The following is a 16,300-nucleotide window of genomic DNA, read 5'->3' as shown; positions in this document are numbered from 1 at the left end:
TTATGTTTTCGGGCAGCATCGTCAAACGTGAAATGGAAAACGGGCCCTGATATTTCTATCCATAGGGATGACAGATTCATACAGATTCATACAACAGCAACCCCCTGCCGTTTTACATTTCACGTTTGACGCTTGTTGCTTATCTTCCGTGAAATTACCTTACATGCCACGATGCAGAAATGCAGGTACAAAGCGTGGATAGTACGATAGAATTTTTACCAGCATTACCACGGGCATGGAAAACCGGACAATTTGCCGGTTTGTGCGTACCGGGTGGGGCACAGGTGCCCGCAAAATGGAGCGACCGGCAGGTTCGCGAAGTGACCATTACCGCAACTGCTGCACACAGCTTCGTAATCAAAAAAACAATGTCAGCGAAAAATGTACAGATCAAAAAAATAATAAAAATTCAAATACGACCGGCGGTACCATTCGCGTTAATATGCGCCCTGGCGAAACCGTAAAACTTGTGTTTGAAGATTAGGTTTATGTAGAAAAAGAGAGGCCTCCCGATCAGTCGGGAGGCCTTTTTAGCTTAAGGCTGAATGCTAAACGCTGAACGCTGAACGCTACAACCCGCAGCTCGGGAATGCTCATAATATTCGTTTCTCCACCAATTCAACATCGGCTGCCTTTAGCCATCGGCTTTTTTTGCGTTAAACATTAAGCGTTTAGCGTTCAGCGGCTAATATTTATATTTGTAATCATATTTTCCGTAATTTGATGTTCCTTATTAGATTAGTACACCCGGTTTAAAGATTCCTGACAAGAAATTTGGCTCAACACTGGTAGTAATATGAAATAACCAGTGTAATTGGTAACAGGTAAGGTTCTGTAGGTAGCAATTTCTATACCCCGCAGTAAATACAAGCGTACTACTGCTGTTAATCGCTATTGCTATGATGTTTATCCAGAACCTGTCTATCAGGAACAAATTGTTGCTTGTATCCCTCGTGCCCCTGGCGGCATTGCTGTACTTTCTAGCCACCGATGTATCTGATAAGATCTCCAAACAACATAATATTAAACACGTGTACAATGATGTAATGGAAATTGAGAAAGTTTCGGACATCATTTACAGCATTCAGGAAGAACGTGGCTTTTCGATCAGTTATTTAGCCAGCGGAGGCAAACTGGAAAAAAATGAATTGTACAATCAGCGATTGACTACCGATAAAATGATTACGGCGCTTACCCAGCTTCTGATTAAGCAAAAGAATAACAAGCAGATGACCATGCTGGATGATTTACCGGTCATTCGCAACGGTATAAACGAGTTAACCACAGACCTTGACAGCATGGGCAAGGCCTATGCCATGATAACCACCCGCCTTATAGACGACGTAAATGCTACTTATCGCCGGGCGCACGATGATGAGATCAGGAATCAGATAGAATCGCATTTGCTATTATTAAAAGGACAGGGATATTTAGGGCAATTACGGATGCGCCTGCATATTGCCATCCTGCAAAATGGCTTTGTGAAAAATGAGTTTGCAGATTTTGCCAGCCTGAAAGGAAAGTATGAAATGAATCTTGACCGTTACCTGAAGAATGCCAGTCCGGCACAGGCTGCTGAGTTTAATTTACGCATGAACAATCCTGCTGTATTGAGGGTAAAAATGCTGATCGATTCCGTTTATAATAACCCAGGTATGGCAGCCCGCATTCCCATTGATACCTGGCGGATAAATATTTCCTCCTTTTTAGCTGCGTTAAAGGGTTTGGAAGACCGCTCCACCTTTGAAACCAGGCAACTGGCAGAAGAAAAACAGCTCGCTATTTCGGACGCATTGCTGAGGGGCATCATTATAGTACTTATTGTGATCGCGCTTATTTCCCTGCTGTTGTTTTATGTAATACGTTCCATAGTTAGTTCACTGGCGGTTATAAAAACGGCTGCCGATCGCATTGCCATGGGAGAAACAGAAATTGTACTGCCTGCACAAACCAAAGATGAAATAGGCAGCCTGGCTGCTTCATTTAACAGGATGGTGGAGGTGTCGCGGGAATATACCCTGGTAGCAGAAACGATAGCCCGGGGTGATTATACGCCTGTAATAAAAGTGCGCAGCGAGGCCGACCTGTTGAGCAAGGCCTTGAAGAACATGAAGCGAAACCTGCAAAAATTATCGCAGGAGAATGAAATGCGCACCTGGATACTGACCGGCGCTGCTGAGTTGAATAATATCCTGAGAGGTGATAAAGTAGTAGCGGACATTGCCGGGGAAGTGATCAATATGTTGACGCCCTACTTCAGAGCACAGGTGGGCGCCATTTATGTGGCGGAGAACGATGAGTTGGTACTGGCAGGCAGTTATGCCTGGTCGCACCGGAAAGGAAATCCGGATATCTTTCAAATGGGTGAAGGCCTGGTAGGGCAGGCGGCTAAAGAAAAAAAGCCCATCATCTTCACTGAAATTCCGGAAGATTATGTAAAAATAAATTCGGGCCTGGGACAGATAACGCCTAGAAACATCCTGGTGTATCCATTTATGTTCAACAGCTACGTAAAAGGCGTAATAGAAATTGGCACGGTGCACGAGATCACCGACCTTGACCTGCAGCTGTTAAAGATCGTTTCAGAAAGTATTGGCATTGCGTTTAATTCCTCACAGGCCAGGGCCCTGCAAAAAGACCTGCTGGAAGAAACCCAGCGCCAGAGTGAAGAGCTGGAGGCGCAGCAGGAAGAACTGAAACAAACCAATGAACAATTGAATGTGCAAACCGGTATGCTGGAACGTTCTGAAGCCGAGTTGCGTGCCCAGCAGGAAGAACTGCAGCAAACCAATGAAGAGCTGGAAGAAAAGGCCAATTTGCTGGAAGAACAAAAAGAAAAACTGGAGCTGGCCAAAATGGATGTAGAGAACAAGGCCCGCGAGCTGGAGACGACCAGTAAATATAAATCGGAATTCCTGGCCAATATGTCGCACGAATTACGCACGCCGCTCAACAGCATCCTGATCCTGTCGCAATTATTAACGGAAAACAAGAGCAAATCACTCTCCCCCAAAGACATCGAATTCGCCAGGAATATTTACAATTCCGGTTCCGACCTGTTAACGCTGATCAACGAAATACTCGATCTGTCGAAAGTGGAAGCGGGCAAAATTGAGATCGAAATCAACGAGGTGCCGGTAAATGAGCTGGTTTACAGCCTTAAACAAACGTTCACCGAAGTGGCGAAAAACAAGAACATCGAATTCAATATTCTTTGTGACGAAAAACGGTTCCCTTCGGCTTTACAAACCGATAAACAACGGCTGGAACAGATCCTGAGGAACCTGTTGTCCAATGCCTTTAAGTTTACCGACCGGGATGGCAAAATAGATGTTCGCATCGATGTACAACGCCCCGAAGCGTTACTGCGCAATGAAAAACTGAGGCGTTTGCCCGAGGTGGTGGTATTTTCAGTCAGTGACACGGGTATTGGAATCCCCGAAAGTAAGCAGGGTATTATTTTTGAAGCGTTCCAGCAGGCCGACGGTTCAAACAAAAGAAAGTATGGCGGCACCGGTTTGGGACTGTCTATCAGCCGGGAACTGGCAGGTGCCCTGGGCGGGGAAATACATCTGGAAAGCTCAGCAGGAAAGGGCAGCACTTTTACCTTGTATCTGCCTTTGAAATTCGATACTGCCAATGTGATCAAAGGAGAAAAGAACATAGAAATACGCAAGCCAGCCGCCAGAACAGAATTACCGGTTATACCACCGCATGTGCCTGCACCTGACCAGGATGCAGATGACGATCGTTATCACCTGAAGGATAATGATAAAACCATTCTGATCATTGAAGATGATGTAGCGTTTGCGAAGGCGTTGCTGGATATTGCGCGGAACAAAGGTTATAAAGGCATTTTAGCCCATCAGGGCAATACAGGTTTGAGCCTGGCGCGGTACTACCACCCTGACGCGATAATCCTGGATATGAAGCTGCCGGTGCTGGATGGTTCCGAAGTATTGAAGTTGTTAAAAAACGACCCGGAGCTGCGGCACATCCCCGTACAGATCATGTCGGGGTACGATCGGCGCAAGGAAGGCCTTGAACTGGGGGCATTTGACTTTATTCGCAAACCGCTTACCCAGGAGGGCGTTCATGGCGCTTTTGACCGTATTCAGGATTTTATAAACCGCAAACTGAAAAAACTGCTGGTGGTGGAAGACGATCCGGCACAAAATAAGGCCATCCGCGAGCTTATTGGCAATGGGGATATAAAATCTTATTCCGCCTTAACCGGACAGGAAGCGTACAACATGTTACAAAGCGAGCAATTCGATTGTATTATCATCGATCTTGGCCTGCCGGATATGACTGGTTTTGAACTGATGGAAAAAATAAAGGAAAGTGAACAGCTGAACAGGATCCCGATCATTATATATACCGGCCGGGATATGAACAAGGAAGAAGCGCGGCAACTGGAAAATCTGGCCGATACGGTAGTGTTGAAAACCACCGATTCACAGGAACGATTGCTGGATGAAACCGCCCTGTTCCTGCACCGGGTGGAAGCCAGGCTGCCAAAAGACAAACAGCAGATCATTCGCAAACTGCACCGTACCGAAGAAGTGTTGAAAAATAAAAAAGTGCTGATCGTAGACGACGACATGCGCAATATTTACTCGCTCACCAATGTGCTGGAAGAAGAAGGTATGAAGTGTGTGGTGGCGGAGAATGGCAGGGTAGCCATAGAGATGCTGGAAAAACAACCCGATACCGATATCGTACTCATGGATATCATGATGCCTGAAATGGATGGGTTTGAAGCAACCATGGCCATTCGTAAAATGAACAGGTTTAATAAACTGCCCATCATTGCATTAACGGCAAAGGCCATGAAGGGCGACCGGGAGAAATGCCTGGAAGCAGGTATGAGCGATTACGTTTCCAAACCGGTGAACATGGAACAGTTGCTGTCGCTGATGCGGGTATGGCTTTATAAATAGGCATGTTTAAAATTGTATGAATGATCGCTAACGAGGAATACAGGCAATTTCTGGAATCTGTGCGGTTTGTGTATGGGTACGATTTTACCGAATACGCAGAAGCTTCTGTTATCCGGCGCATAAGCACATTCATGGAAAATAAAAAGATCGCCAGCCTGAAAGACCTGGGTAAAATGGTGCTGAAAGATGAAACGGCCTTTGAACATTTTATCCAGGAGATTACGGTGAATGTGACCGAGATGTTTCGCGATCCGCTTTTTTATAAAAGCCTGCGAAAAAATGTGATCAACCGGCTGGCTACCTACCCGTTCATAAAAGTATGGATAGCGGGTTGCAGTACGGGGGAAGAAGTGTATTCCATGGCCATCCTGTTCAGGGAAGAAGGATTGCTGGAAAGAACGGTGATCTATGCTACCGACATTAACCAGGACGCCCTGCAAAAAGCGCGTGATGGCATTTCTTCTATCAGTAATATGAAAAGTTATACGGAAAACTATTTGAAGGCCGGCGGCAAAAATTCGTTTTCTGATTATTATAAAGCAAAGTACAATTCGGTGTTGTGGGACAAATCGTTGCGGCAGAACATTGTTTTTTCGGTGCATAACCTGGCAGTGGATAAATCGTTCAACGAATTTCAGCTGATCCTTTGCCGCAATGTGCTTATTTATTTTAACCAGAGCCTGCAAAGCAAAGTGATTAGCCTATTCTATGATAGCCTTTGTCCTTTTGGCTTTTTAGGACTGGGCAATAAAGAGTCGTTGTTGTTTTCGGAAAAGCAAAAGTGTTTTGAAGAAATTGATTACCGGGAAAAAATATTCATGAGAACGAAATAGCCTTGTCAAATTGAAAATAGAAGCCATTAAATCGTATGACGCCATTGTGATAGGAGCTTCGGCCGGCGGGTTATATGTAATGATCCGCATTTTGAAACTGTTACCGGCAAATTTCAGCAAACCGGTAATAGTGGTACAGCACCGGTCGCGCGATGAACGCTCTTTACTGGAAGAAGTGTTGCAGCAGAAGTGCCAGGTGAAAATAAAACAGGCAGATGAAAAAGAACCGATAAAACCGGGCACCGTTTATTTTGCACCGCCCGATTATCACCTGCTGATTGAACGGGACGGCACTTTTTCATTAAGCTGCGATGCACCGGTGAATTACAGCCGCCCTTCGATAGATGTGTTGTTTGAAACAGCGGCGGATGTATATAAAGAAAGACTGCTGGCCATTGTCCTTACCGGGGCGAATAAAGACGGATCGCATGGCATAAAAAAGATCGCCGGTATGGGCGGAACTACCATTGCCCAGGCGCCTGAAACAGCGGATTATCCGGAGATGCCAAAGGCTGCCATCCGTACCGGTTCTGTGCAACAGGTGTTGGACCCCGAGGCCATTGGGCAATATTTATTGGACACTATGAAAAATTAAGACATATGGTAAAACAGGCGGAGGACCATATATTGATCGTAGACGATAAGGTAAACAATATTTATGCGCTGGAACAGATCCTGGGCCAGCCGGGGCGTAACCTCATCAGCGCCACCAACGGCAACGAGGCCCTGAAAGTGGCCCTGAACCAGGAAATTGACCTGATTATCCTCGATGTGCAAATGCCCGGGATGGACGGGTTTGAGGTGGCGCAGATCCTGAAATCGAACAAGCGTACCAGCGAAACGCCCATCATCTTTGTTACTGCCGAATTAAAAGAGCACCGGTTTGTAATGAAGGGGTTTGAAGAAGGCGCCATCGATTACCTGTACAAACCACTCAATCCCGAAGTTACCGAAGCGAAAGTATCAGTACTGTTGCAATTGCACCGCCAGCAACGCGAACTGATGGAGAAGAACCAGGCGCTGGAAAATTATGCCCTGCTCATTAACAATTCCGCCGATCTTATTTGCATTATCAATGCCGATACCTTCCGGTTTGAAGAGGTGAACGAAGCGGCCTTCCCGCTGCTGGGCTACACGGTGCCCGAAATGAAGAATGCTACCCTGCTTGATTATTTATCCGAAGAAGGGCAGATAAAAGTGAGGGAACTTGCCTGTGTATACCAGCCCTCGTTTTCCTTTGAAGTGTTGATGTTTACGAAGAGCGGTGAGCACCGGTATGTTAGCTGGAACATTGCGCATAAGCATAGTTTATGGTTTGCCAATGGCCGCGACATCACCCGGCAAAAGAAAGCCGATTTTGAAATAAAACAACTGAACTTAAACCTGGAAAGGAATATTGCCCAGCTGCAACTGACCAATAAAGAGCTGGAATCATTTTCGTATTCCGTGTCGCACGACCTGCGGGCGCCCCTTCGCAGTATCAATGGCTATGCCCAGATGATCCAGGACGACCATGCGCAATCATTTAACGACGAATCCTTACGCATGTTCAATGTGATCAGGAAGAACGCCACAAAAATGGGCGCCCTCATCGACGACCTGCTGGCATTCAGCCGCATGGGCCGGAAGGAAGTTAAGCGGGTACCTATCGATTTCAACAAACTGGTAGAACCGATTATAACGGAATTGAAGCAAACCGCACCTGCCAGCACACAAATAACCGTACATCGTTTGCCCGGCACGCAAGGCGACCCGGTGCTTTTGTTGCAGGTCTACATCAATCTTATTTCCAATGCCATTAAATATTCCGCCAAAAAAGAAAAATCCGTCATTGAATTAGGTGCTGAAGCAAGGGACGATGAGTTTGTTTATTTTGTGAAAGACAACGGGGCCGGATTTGATATGCAGTATGCGCACAAATTATTCGGCGTGTTTCAACGGTTGCATGGCAATGATGAGTTTGAAGGCACCGGGGTGGGACTGGCCATTGTACAACGGATAGTTGTTAAACATGGCGGCAAAGTGTGGGCGGAAGGAAAGATCAATGAGGGCGCTACTTTTTACTTTTCATTACCCAGGACCTATAACGACCTATAACCTATAACCCCTTTTTCTATGAGTTCACCAGCAAACAATTCAAAAATTGATATTGTACTATGTGAAGATAATGCTGACGATGCTGAGCTAACCATCCGGGCCCTTGCCAAACAAGGGCTGTCAAACTCCCTGATCCATGTAAAGGATGGGGAAGAATTGTTGCAGTATGTTTTCTGTTACGGACCGTATGTGAGCCGCAATGCCGCCAACCAGCCCCGGCTCATTATCCTGGACCTGAAAATGCCTAAGGTAGACGGGCTGGATGTGATCAGGAAGCTGAAATCGGACAAACGTTCCTGTATGATCCCGGTTGTACTGCTAACCTCGTCAAAAGAAGAAAAAGATATAATGGAAAGTTATGCGCTCGGCGTAAACAGTTATATCGTAAAACCCGTAGAATTTGAAGGATACGTAGAGGCTGTAAGCACCATGGGCCTTTACTGGTTAATATTAAATCAACCCTATCAATCGTAAGTTATGGCAACTCTGAAACCAATTAAATTATTGATCCTCGAACACGATGAAAACGATCTTGAATTGCTGCTGTATGAATTAAAGAAGGGCGGCCTGGAGTTTTCTCCAACAATAGTTGGCACCAAAGACGAATTTGTTAAGGCCCTGAACGATTTTACACCGGATGTTATTTTATCTGATTATTCATTACCGGGGTTTGATGGCATTTCTGCTTTTCACCTGAAGCAGCAGCTTTGTCCGGATGTGCCGTTTATTATAGTGTCGGGTACTATTGGTGAAGAAAATGCGGTAGAATTGATCAAAAACGGGGTTACCGACTATTCCATAAAAGACAAACTGTTCACGGTATTACCCAAAATAAAACGGGCCATAAAAGAAGCCAGTGAACGGCAGGAGAAACTGATAGCAGAACAAAACCTGCGCAACAGCCAGCGGCAACTGGCCGAAGCACAGCGGATCTCCAAAATAGGCAGTTGGGAATTGAGTTCGCATGGGGAAATGATCTCCTGTTCAGATGAGTTGTACCGGATCCTCGATCTGGAGATCGATGCGGTTTTGTCTTTTGAAATATTTCTGCAGTTTGTGCATCTGGATGACAAGTCCCGTATTTTTCAGGCCCGTGAAAAGGCGGTTGCCAGTGGCGCTACCGAGGTTGCCCAGTTCCGGATTATCAGTAAAACCGGTATTGAAAAATGCATCGAAGCCAGGGGTTCCCAGCGCCAGGATGCGAATGGGATCAGCTTTATAGGCACCTGCCAGGATATCACTGAAAAAGTAAAAGCCGAAAAGCAGCTGGCCGATTACTCCGAGCAAATTGCCCGCGAGCGGCTGGAAAGTCAGCGCAAGCTGGTAAGGGCCTCTATAGAAGGGCAGGAGCGCGAACGCGCCGAGATTGGCCGCGAATTGCATGATAACATCAACCAGATCCTGGCGGTTACAAAAGCTTATGTGGAAGCCTCGCTGCACGAAAAAGACCTGCAGGAAGAACTGACGGAACGCAGCATCAGGAATCTGCAGCTGGCTATTAACGAGATCAGGAAGATCTCCAAATCATTAGTGCCGCCGGTCATGGATAAAAACGGGCTCGTCGACTCCGTACAGGACCTGATCGAAAATATCAGGGTGGTAAATCCATTCGCCATCAACTTTCTGTATGAAAAGGAACAGCTGCGTAATATTATGCCTCAGCAGCAGCTGGCGTTGTACCGCATTGTACAGGAGCAGTTCAATAATATTATAAAACACGCCCAGGCGCATACAGTAAATATCGAATTGTTTGAAAAAAACAACTTTATCGATCTCAATATCCAGGACGACGGCAAAGGTTTTGACCCCAGGGAAAGAAGAAAAGGAGTGGGGCTCAGCAACATCCTCAGCCGTATAGAGCTGTTCGATGGCAAACTGGAAGTGATTTCCTCCAAGGGGCATGGGTGCACGTTAAAGGTGCATGTGCCTAAGATGAGTAAGGAAGTAGTCTGAACCGGTATTGTTGAGATTATTGGGATAAATGGGAAATAAATATGGAAGACCTGTAAAGTCTGCTTCGATAATTTGCTGAACCGGTGAGTTAAGCAGACCTGACAGGTCTGTTTTTTTATAATAACCTGTCAGGTTCGATAAATCTTACTGATTATGCAATACCCTGTGACGAACCTTACAGGTTATCCTACCAGCTTTTTTATTTCATAAACCCTTTTATCAGATACGCCAAAAGCGACAAATTTACCTGCTCAAAAATATGAGGTGTACCGGGTAGTACGCCGAATTGGGCGTTGGGTAATTGCTTATATACGGCCAGGGTTTCTTCGAGGGTAACCATTTTATCGCGGTCGCCGAGCAGTACCACGCTGGGTGTTGTAATACTGGTGTAATCTTCTAGTTGCAGGGTATTGTTTTTCCCCAGGTTGATTAATAGTTCAGTGGTTTTATCGAGAATGGTTAACCAGTTGGTGGGCGCATGGCGCTGTTGTAATTGTTCCGCAAAGGCTGGTAGTTTTTCCTGTATGATTTTACCATCAAGATGCTTCACTTCTTTCGAAGCAGTTTTCTCATCCCAATAAAATTTTGTTGCAAGAGTTACTATTTTGTTGACCTTATCCGGCATTTGTTTAGCTAAATACATACCAATATATCCACCCATACTATAACCAAATACATTTGCCTTTCCAATATTCATATCTTGAATGTATCTTGCAACTTGTTCACTGAATAATTCAATAGAAAAAGATGACTCAGGAAGTGAATGCCCACCATGACCATGTAAGTTGAATGTATGTACCTGGAAGGTATCTTTCAATAAAGGTATGAGTGATTGAAACTGGTCTTTGCTGCCTAAGGCGCCATGGAGTAAGAGGAGGTGTTGCATGGTTGAGATATTATAAGTTTCAAATATAGATAATAGATAGCAAGTGTAAGTGTGTAATAATAACCTATGATAAGACAGATCAGCCAGCCATGAAAACCTGTTAACAACTGTTAGCCAAGGGGTTTTTTGTTATGAGTTCTTTTTATGTGGAGCGCTAATTTGTTGCTTTTTTTGTCAATTTTATTAGTGCGTTGTTTAATATTAATGGGGGTTCTGTTATTCTGTCCGGGGGTTTATTCGCTACACAAGCTGATGCGCAAGACTTGGTTACCTGTTTCACGTACTGATTAGTAGCAGATACATACTTCCCTTCCAGTGTACTTCCCATTTACATCGTCTCTTATTGTTAACACCATAAAAACCTGATCAGTTATGAAAAAAGTGATCGCAGTGTTCGTATTAGCATGCGCGTTTACTGCTGCAAGCGCTAATAATAGTACTGAGATGAATGCCAAAAAAACAATGGCGTTCGTTCAACCGTTCAGCACATCGTATAGGCTGGATACACCTTACATCTGGTTTACCGACGCTGATCTCACAAACCCTACCGGGTCATATTGTGACATCTTTTATGAGATGGATAGATTACGTGCCGTGTTTGGCGGATATTCATTTTCTCATATTCCTTATGGGAATCTGGTTGAATTTGAATATGGCATAGGTGTTCCCTGGTTGTATGCTACTATTTACAGCGATTTGCGCTACTAGGGAGTAGCTAACAATTTATCAGTCATACCCGGGATTTTGGGACAATGTACGATTACGTGTCCTTTCAAATGCGGGTATTGGCCAAAGGGCATCTGTAGAATTCCAGGTATCGGGCCGTAAGGCGCTCATAACCTCGTCTATTCGTTTTCTGCCGTCATTAGCTCGTGCCGGCCAACGTTTGAGATCGAACCAACGGTGGCCCCATTCGGCAAAGAACTCAGTACGGCATTCCTGTTCTACAGCAGCCAACACCTGGTTTTGTGTTGATATAGTGGGTAGATCAGATAACCCCGCTCTTTTCCTAATCGTATTCAGATCGCTGACCGCATCCGGCAGCTGATCTAACCGGGCACGAGCTTCCGCGCGAATACAATATTGTTCTGCCAACCGCAGTACCATATTGTATTCATCCCGCGGAGTAGTAGCCGTATTTTGTTTGTATTTATAAGGCGACTTGTATTGCTTACCACTCACCGTCGCGGTTCTAATCCATGCCTGCCGCAAATCGCCCGCCTCCATATATTTTAACAGCGTATCGCTCACAACAAATGCCGGCCTGATGGTTGATAGTACAGGTATAAAAAAACTTCCTTCTGCAGTATTATAGGCATTGCTCACTGGCATAAATTGCAGAATAGCCTCCCGGCTATTATATTTGAAAGTTTGCTGTAAATCGCTCTCCAGTTGATAAATGCCGGATGAGATCACTTCAGTTGATGCAGCTGCTGCCTCGGCCCATTGCTCGCGGTACAAATAAATTCTGGCCAGCAAGGCTTTGACCGCCTGCCTGTTTACCCGCACCCTGGCCGATGGGAAATCGGGTGTGGTGGCATAGGTATTGGTTAAAAGGTCCTGCGCTTTATTCAGGTCATTAATCATTTGATCATATACATCATCCACTGGAGTTCTGGGTGTGGTGGCGCTTTTGGTATAATCTGTAGTTAAAACCAACGGAACATCACCATATAAATTAACCAGGTAAAAATAATTAAAGGCTCTCAGGAAATAAGCTTCGCCTTGTAGTTGGTCCCGTAAGGCTGGCGTGATGGAATGGTTGCCTGTTAATCCTGTGATCAGGTCATTACATTGGTATATATAAGCATAGGTGGTATTCCAGATTTGTAACACCGTAGTGTTATCCGAAGCGAGTGTATTAGTTAGAAAAGGGGTATCCTGATCAAGTACACTGGTACGATTTAGATCATCGGCAGTTAAACTGGGAAACCGGGTTGTCCAGCCATTATTGGGACCAAAGTTTTCCATGAACTTAAAATAGATCCCGATGAGGGCCGCTTGCGCCAGGGAATCACTGGCATATACCTGTGACGTGATCACTTTATTGGAAGGCGATCCTGCATCCAGTAATTTATTACAAGACAATCCTGCGACAATTAGCAGTAATAAACTCCATTTAAAAAATAACGGGAGCCGATGCATGTTGTATAATTTATAAGGTTATTTGAAACCCTATTGTAAATGTCCTTTGCAATGGCAAACTAAACGGATTCTGTAACTCCGGATCAGCGCCTTTATAAGGAGTTATGGTAAATAAATTCTCCGCACTGGTATAAACATTAGCCGCTTTTATATGGTTTCGTCTGCAAAAACTTTCAGTAAGCGTATAGGTCAGTTGCGCCACCTTTAACCGGATGTAAGAAGCATCCACCAATTGGGCATCAGAAGTAATCCAGTTTGTGATAGCATTTTTAACTGCACCAGTGTTTAACGTACTTACTTTTTGCAAAGCCGCTTCATCTCCTTTTTGTTGCCAGCGATCCAGTAACGCTGTTGGCTGGTTGTTAAAAAACTCAGCATTGGTTTGACCAGGGGCTAAATAACGATATACTGAAGTTAGAAAATAGGGGGCTTTTTGCCGCCGGAATTCAAAATAGGTGCTCAAATCAAATTGCTTAAAATGAAATGAATTCCGGATACCACCAAAAAGATCAGGATCCTGTTTACTAACCAGTTTTGCATTAGGGTCCTGCACCCTGAACAGTCCACTATCAGCATCAACACCCGTATAATGAGGACCAATTAAAATATTCAATGGTTTTCCTATTATCAGGCTTTTGGAATATGTTGAATTATCCAGGTCATCAAACTTTACCAGTTTATTTCTGGGAACAGCCAGGGTTAGTTTACTACTCCAGGTAAAAGCGCCCCAGGTCTTTTTTACCGCAGCGTCCGCTTCTATTCCGGTATTTTGAATAATTGCCGGAAAGTTCAGTACCACGTTTGCAAAGCCAGTTTGACCTGGTGTTAAATAAGTTATTATCTGGTTTTTGCTTCGATTGTAATAGCCGGCAATGGTAGTAGTAATGTTGTCGTTTACATGTAATTCAAGACCTCCTTCCAGTTTACGGGTAACTTCCCATTGATAATAAGGGTTAGCCAGGCTGGTGGGATAAATGCCATATATTCCCTGGTAGGCCTGGGCCGCCTTATTCCATGTACTTAAATAGGCATAATCGCCGATCTGGTCATTACCGGTTGAACCATAGCTTGCCCGTAGTTTGGCATAGCTGTCAGCGCCTTCCCTGTTATACCTTTCCCAGAAGATCCAGCCCGCGCCAATAGCGCCAAAATTGGCAAACCGGTTTTGAGGACCGAACCGGGAAGAACCGTCGCGCCGCGCCGTTAAACTAAGAAAATATTTGTCCCTGAAATTGAGTTTAACCCGGCCAAAGGTAGAAAGGAATAAGTATCTCGATGTGGTTGTTGAATTGGTAACCGTTTTTGCTGCCGATGGGATGCCAATCAACCCATCGTCTGTATACCCGTCATATACTTTTGACCACTGGTTATTTGTTTGGGATGACCAAAAGCCACCCAACACTGCCTGCACCTGTATTTGTTTCCAAAGCGAATCGGTATAATGCAAACCCGGCTCCACCATCCAGGTAGTAAACCTGTTCCCTGCCTGGGTATAGGTACGGGCAACAACCTGGTCGGGGTTCTGCGCTAAAGCCGGCAGCCTGCTTTTTTCCTTTACATAGATCTGCTGAAAGCCTACCGATGTTTCAAACCGAAGCTTTCTGAAAATCTTATACTGTAAATAGGTGTGAAGAGATGTATTGTCCGTTTGAATATTGTCGGTCTTTTGAAAATAACTCAATGGGTTTTTAAAGGCCACGCCTTTATCTTTCCATACCAGGTGCCCAACACTGTCAGTAAAAGCTGGTGCATTGGGCGTCAGCATAAGTGTATTCATAACGTTCTCGGTCAGCCACTTATTTTCCACAGTAGAACGATAAGCCGAGATCCCCGCTTTTAATTTCTTGTTTTTGGAACGGTAATAAAAGTCAGACAACAACGACCAGCGTTTGCCATAAATATTGGAAGGCAGCGTAGCGGTCTGGCTGCTGTACCCGCCATTTAATAAGAACTGAAAAAGCGAATCACCTTGTGAAAAGGAGAAGTGTTCATTTAAAATATTGGACGTGCCACCCAACAACCATTTATTCATATCAATATACCGGGTGGTATCCCACGACACCAGATCGGGCGCTTTGGCAGCCGTTATGGTGATATTATCATTGGCAAAAGCTTCCCGGCGCATGGCCAGGTATTGCGAAGTGTTCATCAGCGACATGCCGGGGAGTGCACTGCCTATGCCATATGACGAGGAGATAGTTAACTGCGGAGCTTTGGAAGCCCCCTTTTTTGTAGTGATCAATATAACACCATTACCACCGCGCGCTCCATATATAGCAGTGGCTTCCGCATCTTTTAACACGGTAATGCTTTCAATATCCAGCGGGCTCATGGTGGTAAACGGGTCAAAACCTGTGGCCGAAACGCCGGGCGCCTGTGGGGTACCCACCATAGTTGTCAACTGGTTTACCGGGCGCAGGGAGGGGGCCCAGGGAATACCATTTACTACAAACAGGGGACTGTTCGATGGGCGATAAGTTGTTTCTGATGAAGGTCCGATAGAAGTAGGACCTCTGAATTGAAATTTATGGGTAGCGCCAAATAACCCACTGGTGGGCGGCGCAAGAATACCTGACACATTTTCCTGGATGATCTTCAACATATCGCCACTGGGCGTAATGCTGGGCCGTACCGTTAATACGCCGGCGGTATTCCCCCTGTCTTTAGAGGAGGAATAACCTCTTACGATCGCAACCTCCAGGTTCGGGTCCTGCAGCTCCATATGAATAATAAGCGGCCGGTGGTTATTCTGCCAGGGAATAACAACGGGTTTATAATTTACATAGGTAATTTCCAACGTATCATCCAGGGTCCAGATAAGGCTGAAATCCCCATCATTATTAGTAGCACTCGCATACTTACCTGATCGTAATTGTACGGTAGCGCCGGGTAGTGGACCGGCGGAATCACTTAATACAATGCCTTTTACGCGATATTGAAAATGTTCGCGGCTGCTTTCAATTTCTGCTTTTTCTTTTTGGAGAATGGCCAGCCGGTTGGCAATGATGCTGAATTTCAAAAAAGGTTGTTCCGAAAAAATACGTTGCAGTACACTGTCATTTACCGGCGACAGTGGTATATATACGGGCATAGCCCATTTCATGATCTTTGGATCATAAACAGCCTCTTTAAATACACCCTTTGACTTCAATATTTTTAGTGCTTTTTCAAGGGAATGCACTGTTCCGCCAGGATGTTCATCCTGCCCCCTTGCTGCACTAATACAACATACCATAACCAAATAACCAAGGATCTTTTTCATACGGTATTATTTCCGATAAACACGTTCAGTTAATAATCCAAGGTTACTGCATTACAATCAGGCGGATACGAATTAATATAAATTTAATGCCTGTTTGTGCCTGCGTAACTGATAACTGGCTTGGTTAGATATCAGTCATGAAGTTATAAAAATGATGGTTTTTTAAAAGTTCTTTTTTAAG

11 protein-coding genes are annotated in these 16,300 nt (G+C 44.9%); 8 read left to right on the top strand and 3 right to left on the bottom strand.

Going from position 1 to position 16,300, the window contains the following annotated elements; all coding sequences use genetic code 11:
- Window positions 1–179 precede the first annotated feature (179 nt).
- The 7 genes from NIAKO_RS13460 (at window position 180) to NIAKO_RS36685 (ending at window position 9,826) form a co-directional block, all read left to right on the top strand.
- Window positions 180–464: a glycoside hydrolase family 95-like protein gene (locus NIAKO_RS13460; protein ID WP_133055354.1), complete on the top strand. Its 285-nt coding sequence runs from the start codon at window positions 180–182 to the stop codon at window positions 462–464.
- Between the two features lie 435 nt (window positions 465–899).
- Entirely contained in the window at window positions 900–4,943 is a 4,044-nt protein-coding gene (locus NIAKO_RS13455) for a response regulator (protein WP_014218987.1), read from the top strand.
- A gap of 20 nt (window positions 4,944–4,963) precedes the next feature.
- Window positions 4,964–5,776: a CheR family methyltransferase gene (locus NIAKO_RS13450; protein ID WP_014218986.1), complete on the top strand. Its 813-nt coding sequence runs from the start codon at window positions 4,964–4,966 to the stop codon at window positions 5,774–5,776.
- A 10-nt stretch (window positions 5,777–5,786) separates the two neighbouring features.
- Entirely contained in the window at window positions 5,787–6,371 is a 585-nt protein-coding gene (locus NIAKO_RS13445; protein WP_014218985.1) for a chemotaxis protein CheB, read from the top strand.
- A gap of 5 nt (window positions 6,372–6,376) precedes the next feature.
- Window positions 6,377–7,873: a response regulator gene (locus NIAKO_RS13440; protein ID WP_014218984.1), complete on the top strand. Its 1,497-nt coding sequence runs from the start codon at window positions 6,377–6,379 to the stop codon at window positions 7,871–7,873.
- Window positions 7,874–7,891: 18 nt separating this feature from the next.
- Window positions 7,892–8,347 (top strand): response regulator, encoded by a 456-nt coding sequence (locus NIAKO_RS13435; RefSeq protein WP_014218983.1) that lies wholly within the window; start codon window positions 7,892–7,894, stop codon window positions 8,345–8,347.
- Window positions 8,348–8,350: 3 nt separating this feature from the next.
- On the top strand, window positions 8,351–9,826 hold the full coding sequence (locus NIAKO_RS36685; protein ID WP_014218982.1) for a hybrid sensor histidine kinase/response regulator: 1,476 nt from the start codon (window positions 8,351–8,353) through the stop codon (window positions 9,824–9,826).
- A gap of 199 nt (window positions 9,827–10,025) precedes the next feature.
- On the opposite strand, the gene NIAKO_RS13425 is transcribed toward NIAKO_RS36685, so the two are convergent.
- Complete coding sequence (locus NIAKO_RS13425) at window positions 10,026–10,712, bottom strand: alpha/beta fold hydrolase (protein ID WP_014218981.1); 687 nt, start codon at window positions 10,710–10,712, stop codon at window positions 10,026–10,028.
- A gap of 372 nt (window positions 10,713–11,084) precedes the next feature.
- Here NIAKO_RS13425 and NIAKO_RS13420 point away from each other — a divergent pair, with 372 nt between their 5' ends.
- Window positions 11,085–11,420: a hypothetical protein gene (locus NIAKO_RS13420; RefSeq protein ID WP_014218979.1), complete on the top strand. Its 336-nt coding sequence runs from the start codon at window positions 11,085–11,087 to the stop codon at window positions 11,418–11,420.
- Window positions 11,421–11,438: 18 nt separating this feature from the next.
- Here NIAKO_RS13420 and NIAKO_RS13415 read toward each other — a convergent pair whose 3' ends face one another.
- Entirely contained in the window at window positions 11,439–12,800 is a 1,362-nt protein-coding gene (locus NIAKO_RS13415) for a RagB/SusD family nutrient uptake outer membrane protein (RefSeq protein WP_049815516.1), read from the bottom strand.
- 67 nt (window positions 12,801–12,867) lie between these two features.
- A complete protein-coding gene (locus tag NIAKO_RS13410) occupies window positions 12,868–16,119 on the bottom strand; it encodes a SusC/RagA family TonB-linked outer membrane protein (RefSeq protein ID WP_014218977.1) in 3,252 nt (1,083 codons plus the stop codon).
- Window positions 16,120–16,300 lie beyond the last annotated feature (181 nt).

The organism is Niastella koreensis GR20-10, assembly GCF_000246855.1.
Classification (GTDB): domain Bacteria; phylum Bacteroidota; class Bacteroidia; order Chitinophagales; family Chitinophagaceae; genus Niastella; species Niastella koreensis.
The sequence above is the reverse complement of the archived record's forward strand: the minus strand, read 5'-3'. Positions and strand labels throughout refer to the sequence as shown.